Annotated in this window: 12 protein-coding genes; 11 read left to right on the forward strand and 1 reads right to left on the reverse strand. The window is 69.4% G+C overall.

What is annotated here, in order from left to right; translation table 11 throughout:
- Positions 1 to 134 precede the first annotated feature (134 nt).
- From AC3FMM_RS04760 to lnt, 7 genes are all read left to right on the forward strand, one after another.
- Complete coding sequence (locus AC3FMM_RS04760) at positions 135 to 1,814, forward strand: ClcB-like voltage-gated chloride channel protein (protein WP_488686184.1); 1,680 nt, start codon at positions 135 to 137, stop codon at positions 1,812 to 1,814.
- Positions 1,815 to 1,945: 131 nt separating this feature from the next.
- Positions 1,946 to 2,341, forward strand: coding sequence for a hypothetical protein (locus tag AC3FMM_RS04765; protein WP_488686185.1), 396 nt, complete (start codon positions 1,946 to 1,948; stop codon positions 2,339 to 2,341).
- 89 nt (positions 2,342 to 2,430) lie between these two features.
- A complete protein-coding gene (gene miaB / locus AC3FMM_RS04770) occupies positions 2,431 to 3,783 on the forward strand; it encodes a tRNA (N6-isopentenyl adenosine(37)-C2)-methylthiotransferase MiaB (protein WP_115708233.1) in 1,353 nt (450 codons plus the stop codon).
- 49 nt (positions 3,784 to 3,832) lie between these two features.
- Positions 3,833 to 4,843, forward strand: coding sequence for a PhoH family protein (locus AC3FMM_RS04775; RefSeq protein WP_488686186.1), 1,011 nt, complete (start codon positions 3,833 to 3,835; stop codon positions 4,841 to 4,843).
- Complete coding sequence (ybeY, locus tag AC3FMM_RS04780; protein WP_115679423.1) at positions 4,844 to 5,599, forward strand: rRNA maturation RNase YbeY; 756 nt, start codon at positions 4,844 to 4,846, stop codon at positions 5,597 to 5,599.
- Positions 5,600 to 5,731: 132 nt separating this feature from the next.
- Positions 5,732 to 6,619, forward strand: a complete 888-nt coding sequence (locus AC3FMM_RS04785) for a CorC family transporter (protein ID WP_115679422.1) — start codon at positions 5,732 to 5,734, stop codon at positions 6,617 to 6,619.
- Positions 6,616 to 8,223 (forward strand): apolipoprotein N-acyltransferase, encoded by a 1,608-nt coding sequence (gene lnt, locus AC3FMM_RS04790; RefSeq protein WP_488686187.1) that lies wholly within the window; start codon positions 6,616 to 6,618, stop codon positions 8,221 to 8,223. Before AC3FMM_RS04785 ends, lnt begins: the two co-directional genes overlap by 4 nt.
- Positions 8,224 to 8,305: 82 nt before the next feature.
- On the opposite strand, the gene AC3FMM_RS04795 is transcribed toward lnt, so the two are convergent.
- Positions 8,306 to 8,494 (reverse strand): hypothetical protein, encoded by a 189-nt coding sequence (locus AC3FMM_RS04795; RefSeq protein WP_147298393.1) that lies wholly within the window; start codon positions 8,492 to 8,494, stop codon positions 8,306 to 8,308.
- A 296-nt stretch (positions 8,495 to 8,790) separates the two neighbouring features.
- On the opposite strand from AC3FMM_RS04795, the gene glyQ reads away from it, so the two are divergent.
- Genes glyQ through gmhB form a run of 4 tightly spaced genes read left to right on the forward strand, consistent with a single transcriptional unit; the run spans position 8,791 to position 13,202 of the window.
- Positions 8,791 to 9,741 carry a glycine--tRNA ligase subunit alpha gene (glyQ, locus tag AC3FMM_RS04800; protein WP_116312164.1) on the forward strand — a complete coding sequence of 317 codons (951 nt, stop codon included), beginning with the start codon at positions 8,791 to 8,793 and terminating at the stop codon, positions 9,739 to 9,741.
- Positions 9,738 to 10,376 carry a hypothetical protein gene (locus tag AC3FMM_RS04805; protein ID WP_115708225.1) on the forward strand — a complete coding sequence of 213 codons (639 nt, stop codon included), beginning with the start codon at positions 9,738 to 9,740 and terminating at the stop codon, positions 10,374 to 10,376. The genes glyQ and AC3FMM_RS04805 overlap by 4 nt, the downstream gene beginning before the upstream one ends.
- 38 nt (positions 10,377 to 10,414) lie before the next feature.
- On the forward strand, positions 10,415 to 12,538 hold the full coding sequence (gene glyS, locus AC3FMM_RS04810) for a glycine--tRNA ligase subunit beta (RefSeq protein ID WP_488686188.1): 2,124 nt from the start codon (positions 10,415 to 10,417) through the stop codon (positions 12,536 to 12,538).
- 43 nt (positions 12,539 to 12,581) lie between these two features.
- Positions 12,582 to 13,202, forward strand: a complete 621-nt coding sequence (gmhB, locus tag AC3FMM_RS04815; RefSeq protein ID WP_414249772.1) for a D-glycero-beta-D-manno-heptose 1,7-bisphosphate 7-phosphatase — start codon at positions 12,582 to 12,584, stop codon at positions 13,200 to 13,202.

Genomic DNA, 13,202 nt, shown 5'->3' on the forward strand with positions numbered 1-13,202 from the left:
CTGCACTGGATCCCGCCGCGCATGCGCGCCGGCGCACACGGGCTGCGCGCGGGTGGCGCTGCGCTATCATGACGGCCTCCGCCCGCCCCGCCGCCACGGGCCGGCACGTCGCCCCGCCTGCCCGGAAAGCCGCCATGCGCTTGCGTTTCCTCGAAGACCAGGAAGTCACACTGCTCGCGGCCATCCCGGTCGGGATCGTCGCCGCCATTGCCACCACGCTGTTCAAGGAGGCGCTGGACGGCGCGGGCATCGTGCTGTTTGCCAGCCACGCCGACGTGGTCACGGTGTTCGCGACGCTGGCGCTGGCATGGCGCGTGGTGGTGCCGGCCGTCGGCGGCGCGCTCGCGGGCGGCCTGCTGGTGCTGGCCAACCGGCTGGCCAGCACCCACCCCGGCGCCACCGACTATATGGAAGCGGTCGCCAACGGCAGCGGCCGGCTGCCGGTGCGGATCACGCTGCTGCGCGCGCTGTCCTCCTTTTTCTCGATCGTCAGCGGCAGCTCGGTCGGCAAAGAAGGCGCGATGATCCAGCTGGCGGCGCTGTGCGGGTCGCTGTTCCCGTCGACCCGGATCGAGCGCGGCGGCGGCTCCAACATGCGCCGCATGCTGACCGCCTGCGGCGCCGCGGCGGGCCTTGCCACCGTCTACCACACCCCTTTTTCCGCCGCCGTCTTTGTCGCCGAAGTGGTGTTCGGCGCGCTCGCGGTGCAGCGCCTGATGCCGCTGTTCCTGGCCTCGGTCGCCGGCGCCATGGTCAGCCAGTGGCACGGCGGCCTGCAGCCGCTCTACCCCGGCCTCGATATCGCCCCGGATCTGCGCCCGCAGATCCTGCTGGCCGCGGCGGCGCTGGGCGTGGCCGCCGGCATCGCGGGCGCGCTGTTCCTGCGCGCCGCCGGCTTCGCGCGCAGCCGATTCGCGGCGCTGCCGGGCGGGCCGGTGGCACGGCTGACGCTGGGCGGCGCGCTGGTCGGCGTGCTGGCGATGGCGGTGCCGGAAGTCGTCGGCAACGGCTTTTCCACCATCCAGACCCTGCTGCAGGAGCAGCCGCTGAGCGTGCCGGTGGCCGCCGTGCTGCTGGCCAAGCTGGCGGCCACGGTGATCAGCATGGGCTCGGGCGCGGTCGGCGGCGTGTTCACGCCGTCGCTATTCGTGGGGGCGGCGCTGGGCCAGCTGCTGGCGCTCGGCATGCAGGGCCCGGGCGCGGCGCCGCTGCTGCCGCTGGTGGGCATGAGCGCCTTCCTGGCGGCCACCAGCCAGGCGCCGTTGATGTCGGTGCTGATGGTGTTCGAGATGACGCTGGCGCCTGCGCTGCTGCTGCCGTCGATGATCGGCGCGGTGGCGGCTTACTACACCGCGTCGCGCTGCCAGACGCTGTCGCTGTACAGCGTGATCGCCGAGCGCGCGCAGGCATCGGCGGCCGCCGAGCATGCCCGCGCGCTGACGCTGGCGGGCCTGTGCGACCCGACCGACACCGTGCTGGATCCCAACGCCACGCTGGCCGCGGCCGCCGACAAGTTCGCCGAGACCGGCACCCGCTACCTCTACCTGGTGCAGCCCGACGGCCGCCTGCTGGGCGCGCTGTCGATCCATGCCTTGCAGCGCGCGCAGCGCGAAGGCGCGCCCGACGACGTGCTGGCGCTGGCAGAACGCGACTTCCCGGCGCTGACGCCGGATTCGCGGCTGCGCGATGCCCTTGCGGTATTCGCCGAGCACGGCATCAACCGGATCCCGCTGGTGCGCGACCCGGCCGGGCGCGAACTGATGGGGACGGTTTCCAAGCAACGCGTGCTGCAAGAGGCATCCTGCCTGTTCTGACGCCGCTTGCCTGCCACGCTGCCTGCCACACCAAGCCGGCGCCGGCGAGGTAAAATGCGCGGTTGCCCGCCTTTCGGCCACAGCCAGCGGGTCATCCACCCACCGCACTGCCCTATTTGTCGGAGTTCCCCATGCCAGCAGGTCGTGATACGCGCCGCGAGGCGCCGGAGTTCGTGACATCCAGCCGCCTGCGCAAGCGTTGGGCAGGACTGGCGTGCGGCGCGGCGCTGCTGCTGGGTGCGGCAGTCGCGGCGGCTCAGCCGGTGCGCGCGATCCCGGACGATGCCGCGGCGGCCAGGCTGGTCATCGCCGCGCCGTCGGCCGGCGCGCCCCAGACTGCCACGCTCGACGGCAAGCGCGTGGGTGTGGCGCCGGGCCTGCGCCTGTTCGGCACCGACAACCAGATGCTGGCCAGCGCCGCGGTGGCGGGCCAGAAGCTGCCGGTGCGGTACAAGCTGGACCTGTACGGCCAGCTGCTGACCGCATGGGTGCTGAGCGAGGCCGAACAGCAGGCGCTGAAGAAATAACCACCCCGAAGTGCGACCGGCGTGCCCCACGCGCCGGCCGTGTTGTTGCAACACCCTGATGCCCCCAGGTCAACCACTGAGATCGGCATATGAAGAAAGTTTTCGTCAAGACGTACGGCTGCCAGATGAACGAGTACGACTCGGACAAGATGGTCGACGTCCTCAACGCCAGCCAGGGGCTGGAGCCTACCGACAACGTCGAAGACGCCGACGTGATCCTGTTCAACACCTGCTCGGTGCGCGAGAAGGCGCAGGAGAAGGTGTTCTCGGAGCTGGGCCGGATGAAGGCGCTCAAGGCCGTCAAGCCCGACCTGGTGATCGGCGTGGGCGGCTGCGTGGCCAGCCAGGAAGGCGCCAGCATCGTCTCGCGCGCGCCCTATGTCGACGTGGTGTTCGGCCCGCAGACGCTGCACCGCCTGCCTGACCTGATTGCGCGCCGCCAGCGCACCGGCCAGTCGCAGGTGGACATCTCCTTCCCCGAGATCGAGAAGTTCGACCACCTGCCGCCCGCGCGCGTCGAGGGCCCCAGCGCGTTCGTGTCGATCATGGAGGGCTGCTCCAAGTACTGCAGCTATTGCGTGGTGCCATACACCCGCGGCGAGGAAGTGTCGCGCCCGTTCGAGGACGTGCTGGCCGAGGTCGCAGGCCTGGCCGACCAGGGCGTGCGCGAAGTCACGCTGCTGGGCCAGAACGTCAACGCCTACCGCGGCAAGATGGGCGATACCGCCGAGATCGCCGACTTCGCGCTGCTGATCGAATACGTGGCCGAGATCCCCGGCATCGAGCGTATCCGCTACACCACCAGCCACCCAAAGGAATTCACCTCGCGCCTGGTCGAGCTGTACGGCCGCTGCGACAAGCTGGTCAACCACCTGCACCTGCCCGTGCAGCATGCGTCCGACCGCATCCTGATGGCGATGAAGCGCGGCTACAGCGTGCTGGAGTACAAGAGCATCATCCGCAAGCTGCGCGTGCTGCGCCCGGACATGTCGATGTCGTCGGACTTTATCGTCGGCTTCCCCGGCGAGACCGATGCCGACTTCGACAAGCTGATGGCGATGATCGAGGAGATCGGCTACGACACCTCGTTCTCGTTCATCTTCAGCCCGCGCCCGGGCACGCCCGCTGCCAACCTGCACGACGACACCCCGCGCGAGGTCAAGCTGCAGCGCCTGCAGCGGCTGCAGGCCACCATCGAGGAAAACGTGCAGCGCATCAGCCGGAACATGGTCGGCACGGTGCAGCGCATCCTGGTCGAAGGCCCGGCGCGCAAGGACCCGACCGAGCTGCATGGCCGCACCGAGAACAATCGCGTGGTCAACTTCGCCCTGCCGGGGGTACCGCAGGCGGGCCGCGACCGGCTGGTCGGCCAGCTGGTCGATGTCAGCATCACGCAGGCATTCCCGCACTCGCTGCGCGGCGAGATCGTGGTGCGGCAGTAACGCTCCGACCCATCCACCCAGCAGCTTCCAGCGAGGCCATCGCCCACCGATGAAGATCCCTTCCGCAGAATTTGTCGCCCCGCGGGACGACAACACCCGGCTGCAGAACCTGTGCGGCCCGCTCGACGAGAACTTGCGCCAGATCGAGCAGGCGCTGGACGTGACCATCCAGCGCCGCGGCCATCGCATGACCATCCGCGGCGGCCACGCGCAGGATGCCGCGCTGGCGCTCGAGCGCTTCTATAACCAGGCACGCACGCCGCTGTCGATCGACGACGTGCAGCTGGGCCTGGTCGAGACGCGCCAGCTCAGCGCGCATGGCAGCTACCTGCCCGGCAACGGCAACGGCAACGGCGATGACGAGGCCGAGCGCGAGGAAGGCGACGAATCGCCGGTGCTGCACACGCGCCGCACCGGCCTGCAGGGCCGCACCGTGGCGCAGCGCGACTACCTGCGCAATATCCTGTCGCACGACCTGACGCTGGGTGTCGGGCCGGCCGGCACCGGCAAGACCTACCTGGCGGTGGCGTGCGCGGTCGACGCGCTCGAGCGCGACGCGGTCAAGCGCATCGTGCTGACCCGCCCCGCGGTGGAAGCCGGCGAGCGCCTGGGCTTCCTGCCCGGCGACCTGGCGCAGAAGGTCGACCCCTACCTGCGCCCGCTGTACGACGCGCTGTACGACCTGCTCGGCTTCGACCGCACGCAGAAGATGTTCGAGCGCCAGATGATCGAGATCGCGCCGCTGGCCTACATGCGCGGGCGCACGCTGAACCACGCCTTCATCATCCTGGACGAGGCGCAGAACACCACGCCCGAGCAGATGAAGATGTTCCTCACGCGCATCGGCTTCGGCTCCAAGGCGGTGATCACCGGCGACACCACGCAGATCGACTTGCCCAAGGGGCAGAAGAGCGGCCTGGTGGAAGCGCAGCACGTGCTGCGCGACGTGCGCGGCATCGCCTGCACCCGCTTTACCAGCATCGACGTGGTGCGCCATCCGCTGGTGGCCCGCATCGTCGATGCCTATGACGAATACCACGCCCAGCACAAGGACGCGTAATTGAAATCCCCGAAATCCAAGTCTTCCGGCGTCAGCCTGACGCTGTTCGATAACGAAGGCCGCGCGCGCAAGAGCGCCGCGCATGCGCTGCGCGTGCAGCTGCCCGACGGCCGCAGCCTGACGCTGGACCTGTCGCAGGCCGCCGATGGCGTGGTCGCGCTGCTGGCCGAGCACACCGATACCAACCAGCAGGCCGGCCTGCTGGTGCGCCCGGACAACCATGACGCGCTGTCGGTGGCGGTGACCGCCGCGCCGCTGACCACCACCACCGGCACCCCCGCCACGCCGCCGGCGCTGGAGCTGGAAGTCCAGCACGGCGACGGCATCGCCAAGGGCAACGGACTGCCGGCGCGGCGCAAGCTCGAGACCTGGGTCAAGTCGGCGCTGTACGCCGACGCCGCGCTGACCATCCGCTTCGTGGGCGAGGAAGAAGGCCGCACGCTGAACCGCACCTATCGCGGCAAGGACTACGCCACCAATGTCCTGACCTTCGCCTATGCCGAGCGCGAGGAGGATCCCGTCACCGGCGACATCGTGCTGTGCTGCCCGGTGGTCGAAGCCGAGGCGCGCGAGCAGCGCAAGCCGCTCGAGGCCCATTACGCCCATCTGGTCGTGCATGGCGTGCTGCATGCGCAAGGCTACGAGCACGAGGACGACGCCGAGGCCGAGGAAATGGAAGCGATCGAGACCGAGACGCTGCAGGCGCTCGGCTATGCCGATCCTTACCGGGCGGAGAAGGCCGACCGGGCCGCGTGACGCGGCTGCCGCAGGCGGCGCCGGCGAGCGTCTCCTGCGGCACATCTGAAGTACGGCCGCGGCCCGCCGTCACGGGCCCGACAGGCTTTTAGTGTATCCTTCAGACGATCTCCACCACGCGCTCGCCGCGAAATGAACGACCCCTATCCCAGTTCGAAGCCCGCTTACCTGAAGCAGGCCGATCGGCCAAGATCGCTGCTCGAACGCCTGTCAGACCTGATCTCCCCCGAGCCGGACACCCGCGCGGAATTGCTTGAAGTGCTCCAGGAAGCGCATGAGCGCAGCCTGATCGATGCCGATTCCCTGTCGATGATCGAGGGCGTGTTCCAGGTTTCCGAACTGACCGCCGCCGACATCATGGTGCCGCGCGCGCAGATGGATCTGGTCAATATCGCCGACGCGCCGGAGACCTTCATCCCCTTCATGCAGCAGACCGCGCACTCGCGCTTCCCGGTCTACGAAGGCAGCCGCGACAACATCATCGGCATCCTGCTGGCCAAGGACCTGCTGCGCTACTACACCGATCCCGCCTTCGACCTGCGCGAGACCCTGCGTCCGGCGGTGTTCATTCCCGAATCCAAGCGCCTGAACATCCTGCTGCGCGAGTTCCGCATCAACCGCAACCATATCGCCATGGTGGTCGACGAATACGGCGGCGTGGCCGGGCTGGTGACGATCGAGGACGTGCTGGAACAGATCGTGGGCGATATCGAGGACGAATTCGACCTGGACGAAGACCAGGACAATATCCTGCCGATGCCCGACGGCAGCTGGCGCGTGCACGGCCTGACCGAGATCGCGCAGTTCAACGAGGCCTTCGGCACGGGCTTTTCGGACCACGATGTCGACACCGTCGGCGGGCTGCTGTCCAACCACGTGGGCCACGTGCCCCATCGCGGCGAGGTCATCACGCTGCCGCCGATCCGCTTCGAGGTGCTGCGCGCCGACGCGCGCCAGGTGCACCTGCTGCAGGTGCACCGCGAAGCCAACACCGACAGCGCCAGCGCGGCCAGCGCATGAAGCTGCCCGCCCCGCTCCCCGACGGCGCCGCTGCCGACGCCGGCGCCACCGGCGTGCGCGGCACGCGCGCGCAATCGCGCGCCGCGGTGCTCGCGCGCCTGCTGCTGGCCGGCGTGCTCGGCATCGCCCATACCCAGGCCTTCGCCCCGCATGACTGGTGGTGGCTGCAGATCCTGTCGCTGGCCGGACTGGCCGCGCTGATCGCCGAGGCGCCGCGCACGCGCGCGGCCGGCGCCATCGGCTATGCCTTCGGCCTGGGCTGGTTCCTGTCCGGCATCTGGTGGCTCTATATCAGCATGCACGTGTACGGCGAGATGCCGTCGTGGATGGCCGCGCTGGCGGTGGTGCTGTTCTCGGGCTTCCTGTCGCTCTACCCTGCGCTGGCCGGCGCGCTCTGGCACAGGCTCACGGCGCGCCTGCCCGCGGGCACGCTGCTGGCGCCGCTGGCGTTCGGCGCGGCGTGGGGCCTGACTGAATGGCTGCGCGGCGTGGTGTTCACCGGCTTCCCGTGGCTGTCGGGCGGCTATGCGCACGCCGACGGCCCGCTGGCGGGCTTCGCGCCGGTGCTGGGCGTGTACGGCATCGGCGCGCTGGCCGCCACCGTGGCGGCGCTGCTGGCCGCCGCCGTGCGCGGACTCGGCCGTGGCGAACGGGGCCGCGCGCTGGGCGCGCTGGCGCTGGCCGGGCTGGTGCCCGCCGCCGGCGCGGCGCTGGTGCCGCTGGCCTGGACCACGCCCGCGGGCAAGCCGCTGACGGTGCGGCTGCTGCAAGGCAACGTGGCGCAGGACATCAAGTTCGAGCCCGCCGGCATCCAGCGCTCGATCGAGCTGTACCGCGACATGATCACCGCGGCGCCGGCCGACCTGGTGGTGACGCCCGAAACCGCGTTCCCGGTGATCCTGCAGGAGCTGCCGGTCGACGTCGCCGTCACCGTGCGCGACTTCGCGCTGGAAAGCGGCACCACGGTGCTGTTCGGCGCCGCCGGAGCCGATTCCCCGGTCGACTTCACCAACAGCGTGTTCGGCCTGGGCCCTGAAACCGAGCGCCTGTACCGCTACAACAAGCACCACCTGGTGCCGTTCGGCGAATTCATCCCGCTCGGCTTCCGCTGGTTCGTCGACATGATGAAGATGCCGCTGGGCGACTTCCGCAGGGGTGGCCTGGACCAGCCCTCGCTGCCGGTGCGGGGCGTGCGCGTGGCGCCGAACATCTGCTACGAGGATTTGTTTGGCGAAGAGATCGCGCAGACGCTGCGCCAGCAGCCGGCGCCGGCCAACCTGCTGGCCAACCTGACCAACCTGGCGTGGTTCGGCGACACCATCGCACTGGACCAGCACCTGCAGATCTCGCGCATGCGGGCGCTGGAAACGCGCCGCCCGATGCTGCGCTCGACCAATACCGGCATGACCGCGGTGGTGCGCCCGGACGGCTCGGTGCAGCAACGCCTGCCGACCTTCACCGTCGGCACGCTGACGGCCGAGGTGCAGGGCATGCAGGGGCTGACGCCCTATATCCGCTGGGGTAACACGCCGGTGCTGGCGCTGATTGCGCTGGTGCTGGGCATGGCGGCCTGGCGCGCGGGCCGGGCGCGCACCACCGGCTGAAGGCGCAAGGCTGGGCGCCGGGCGCGGCGGATCACCGCTGCGGGCCCGGTACCGGTGGCGCGTCAGGTCCGCGCCGGCAGGTTCAGTTCAGCAGCCCGGTCACCACGGACACGGTGGCCGCGGCGATCATGACCGCGATTGCGACCAGATAAGGTTTGCGAGAAAGAAGTGCCATGATCCGAATGTCCCCATCAATAATCAGTTCCTGACATACGGCTGCCGCGGCAAGACCGGGCAGCCGCCGTGCCTGCATACCGGCACGGACTGTCAATCGCAACGCTCTGAAACGGGTTGCTTACTCATACTGTATACAAAAACGTTATCGGCAAGCAGCGGCGCGACTTGAAATCCGCGTCAGTATTTTCCCGATGCGTTGTGCGCGGCCGACATTGGCGCACCGCCGCGCGCCGGCCCGGCCATCGGTGCGTGCCCTATGCAGCCCTGCCAAACGGGGCGCCGCGCCAAAAAGCCGATAGAATTCAGGGTTTGGCAAAATCCGTATGCGGCGGCTCCGGCACGCGCTGCGCGGCCTCGGCTTGCCTCCGCTTGCCTCTACCTAGTCTTCCTATGCTGACCTTCCAACAAATGATTCTGACCCTGCAGGCCTACTGGGACCGGCAGGGCTGCGCGCTGTTGCAACCGATCGATCTGGAGGTCGGCGCCGGCACTTCCCACGTACATACCTTCCTGCGCGCGATCGGCCCCGAGCCGTGGCGTGCCGCCTACGTGCAGCCGTCGCGGCGCCCCAAGGACGGCCGCTACGGCGAGAACCCGAACCGGCTGCAGCACTACTACCAATACCAGGTGGTGCTCAAGCCCGCGCCGGAGAACATCCTGGAGCTGTACCTGGGCTCGCTCGAGGCGCTCGGCCTGGACCTGAAGCAGAACGACATCCGCTTCGTCGAGGACGACTGGGAAAACCCGACGCTGGGCGCCTGGGGCCTGGGCTGGGAAGTCTGGCTCAACGGCATGGAGGTGACCCAGTTCACCTACTTCCAGCAGGTGGGCGGCATCGACTGCAAGCCCATCACCGGCGAAATCACCTACGGCATCGAACGCCTGGCGATGTACCTGCAGAAGGTCGAGAACGTCTATGACCTGATCTGGACCGAGTGGGTCGAGAACGGCGAGACCCGCCGCCTGACCTACGGCGACGTCTACCACCAGAACGAGGTGGAGCAATCCACCTACAACTTCGAGCACAGCAACACCGAAATCCTGTTCCGTCATTTCGCCGAGCACGAGGGCGAGGCCAAGCGGCTGATGGGCAATGGCGACGGCGCCGACGCCGCTCAGGAATCCGGCGCGCGCCTGGCGCTGCCCGCCTACGAACAGGTGCTCAAGGCCGCGCACACCTTCAACCTGCTCGATGCGCGCGGCGCGATCTCGGTCACCGAGCGCGCGGCGTATATCGGCCGCATCCGCAACCTGTCGCGCCAGGTGGCGCAGGCCTACTACGACTCGCGCGAGGCCCTCGGCTTCCCGATGTGCGGCCAGCGCGACGGAGCGCGGGCATGAGGCTGCTGGCGCGCAGCGCGCTGGGCTGCGCCCTGGCCCTCGCCACGCTGGCCGCGGCGGGCAATGCCGCCGGCGCGCGTGCGCAGGCCGCTCCCAGCGCGCAGGTGCTGATACTGCCGGCCGAACTGAGCAATGTGTGCGAGGCCGACGCGCAGGCGCTGCAGCTGGCGATGGCGCGCCAGTGGCGGCCGTCGCTGAACGCGCTGGACCAGTGGACGCAGCTGGTGCGCTCGTTCTCGTGCGACCTGTCCGGCCAGCGCGACCTGGGCTGGCATCGGGTGCCGCTGCGCGCCTATGAAAGCGCGATCCGCTACCCGCTGACCTGGGTCGAAACCGAGACCCACAACGGCCGCACCCGGCGCAAGGTCAAGACCTACTACTCGGCCTCGCAGCTGCCGCCAAAGATCGATTTCTGGGTGGGCGGGCGCATCGACGAGATCCGCTACGACAAGCGCCTGCGCCGCATCGACGCGCGCTTCCCGGCGGCGGGCAGCCGCGGCGGCACCAATGGCGCCGCCAGCGCCGCCGCAGCAGCAGCAGCCGCGCAATGCGCCTACACCACGCTGCAATTCCGGCAACAGAACGGCCTGTGGCTGCTGTCCGGAGTCGAACCTAATCTTTCGCCGCGCTGCTGAGCCAGGCTGCGCGCGCTACAACCTGTTGGATACGATTCATGTCGCAACCCATGACCGACTCGCTGCTGATCGAACTGTTCACCGAAGAGCTGCCCCCCAAGGCGCTGGCGCGCCTGGGCGACGCCTTCGCGCAGGGCCTGTTCGCCGGCCTGGGCGAGCGCGACCTGCTTGAGCCGGGCGCCACCGTGACGCCGTTCGCCACCCCGCGCCGCCTGGCGGCGCTGGTCAGCGGCGTGCGCCGCAACGCGCCGGACCGCGAGCAGCGCGAGAAGGTCCTGCCGCTGTCGGTGGCGCTGGACGCCAACGGCGAGCCGACCGCCCCGCTGGCCAAGAAGCTGGCCGCGCTGGCCAAGTCGATCGGCGTTGCCGAGATCGATTGGCAGTCGCTGGAGCGCGCCTCCGACGGCAAGGCCGAGGCCTTCTTCTACCGCTATACCGCGCGCGGCGCCGAGCTGGCCGCCGGGCTGCAGGCCACGCTGGAAGACACCGTGGCCAAGCTGCCGATCCCCAAGGTCATGAGCTACCAGCGCCCGGACGGCAGCACGGTGCATTTCGTGCGCCCGGCGCACAGCCTGATCGCGCTGTTCGGCGCCGAGATCCTGCCGGTGACGCTGCTGGGGCTGCAGGCCAGCAACCTGACCCAGGGCCACCGCTTCCTGTCGCATGGCGCGATCGAGATCCGCCATGCCAACGACTATGCGCAGCAGCTCGAGTCCGCCGGCCGCGTGGTGGCGAGCTATGCCGAGCGCCGCGAGCGCATGCGCAGCGCGCTGCTGCAGGAGGCCGGCGCCGACCAGGTCATCATGCCCGAGGCGCTGCTCGATGAGGTCAACTCGCTGGTGGAATGGCCGGTGGTGTACGCCTGCCATTTCGAGGAAGCCTTCCTGGCGGTGCCGCAGGAATGCCTGATCCTGACCATGCAGACCAACCAGAAGTACTTTGCGCTGACCGATGCCGACGGCCACCTGCGCAACCGCTTCCTGATCGTCTCCAACCTGGCCACCGAGACGCCGCAATCGATCATCACCGGCAACGAGCGCGTGGTGCGCCCGCGCCTGGCCGATGCCAAGTTCTTCTTCGACCAGGACCGCAAGAAGACCCTGGCCTCGCGCGTGCCGCAACTGGCCAGCGTGGTCTACCACAACAAGATCGGCACGCAGCTGGATCGGGTGCAGCGCCTGCAGCAGATCGCCGGCCATGTCGCCGATGCGCTCAACGCCGCCGGCGTGGCCACCGACAAGGCCGCGGCGATGCGCGGCGCGGAACTGGCCAAGGCCGACCTGCTGACCGACATGGTGGGCGAGTTCCCCGAGCTGCAAGGCACCATGGGCACCTACTACGCGCGCCACGACGACGAAGCCGAGGACGTGGCGCTGGCCTGCTCCGAACACTACCGCCCGCGCTTCGCCGGCGATGAGTTGCCGGCAAGCGCGGTCAGCACCGCGGTGGCGCTGGCCGACAAGCTCGAGACCCTGGTCGGGATCTGGGGCATCGGCCTGCAGCCCACCGGCGAGAAGGACCCGTTCGCGCTGCGCCGCCATGCGCTGGGCATCCTGCGCATGCTGATCGAAAAGCCGCTGGCGCTGTCGCTGTCGTCGCTGCTGGCGCTGACGCAGCAGGCCTTCGCCGGCATCGCCGCGGTCAAGCCGGCGCCCGAGGCCATCCTCGACTTCCTGTACGACCGCGTGCGCGGCTACCTGAAGGACAAGGGCTACACCACCAATGAAGTCGAGGCCGTGGTCAGCCTGCGCCCGGACCAGCTGCATGACATCCTGGGCCGCATGGAAGCAGTGCGCACCTTCGCCGCGCTGCCCGAAGCCGAGGCCCTGGCCGCCGCCAACAAGCGCATCACCAACATCCTGCGCAAGAACACCGAGCCGGTCGGCGCGGTGAACCCGGGGCTGTTCCAGGAAGGCGCCGAAGGCGCGCTGCACGCCGCCATCGAGCGCGTGCGCCCGGCCGTCGAGGCCGCCTTCGCCAGCGGCGACTTCACCGCCGCGCTGCGCGACCTGGCCCAGCTGCGCGACGCCGTCGACCAGTTCTTCAACGACGTGATGGTGATGGCCGAGGACACGCAGTTGCGCGCCAACCGGCTGGCGCTGCTGGCCTCGCTGCATGCGCTGGCCAACCGCGTCGCCGACATCTCCAAGCTGGCCGCCTGAGCGGTTGCCTTAGCCACGCCCCCAGCAACCGCCGGAGCCGCACATGCCGCAGACACCGCCCAAGTTTGTCATCCTGGACCGCGACGGGGTGGTCAACCTCGACAGCGACCAGTTCATCAAGACCCCCGATGAATGGGTGCCGATCGACGGCAGCCTGGAAGCCATCGCCGCGCTCAACCAGGCGGGCTACCGCGTGGTCATCGCCAGCAACCAGTCCGGCATCGGCCGCGGGCTGTTCGAGATGAGCGCGCTCAACGCCATGCACGAGAAGATGCACACGGCGCTGGCACGGCTGGGCGGACGCGTCGAGGCGGTATTCTTCTGCCCGCATACCGCCGCGGACGGCTGCGAATGCCGCAAGCCCCGCTCGGGCATGCTGGAACAGATCAGCGAGCGCTTCGGCATCGAGCTGCGCGGCGTGCCGATCGTCGGCGATTCGCTGCGCGACCTCGAAGCCGGCGTGGCGGTCGGCTGCGCGCCGCACCTGGTGCGCAGCGGCAAGGGCCTGAAGACGCTCGACAAGGGCGGGCTGCCGCCCGGCACGCAGGTGCACGACGACCTGCGCGCCTTTGCCCGCTGGCTGACCGGCAACGACGGCGGCCTGCCGGCCCAGAGTGGCCCGAGCGGCCCCAGTGGCCAGGGCGGGCATGCCGCCGCCGGCTGA

The sequence above is a fragment of the Cupriavidus sp. 207A1 genome (assembly GCF_057798955.1).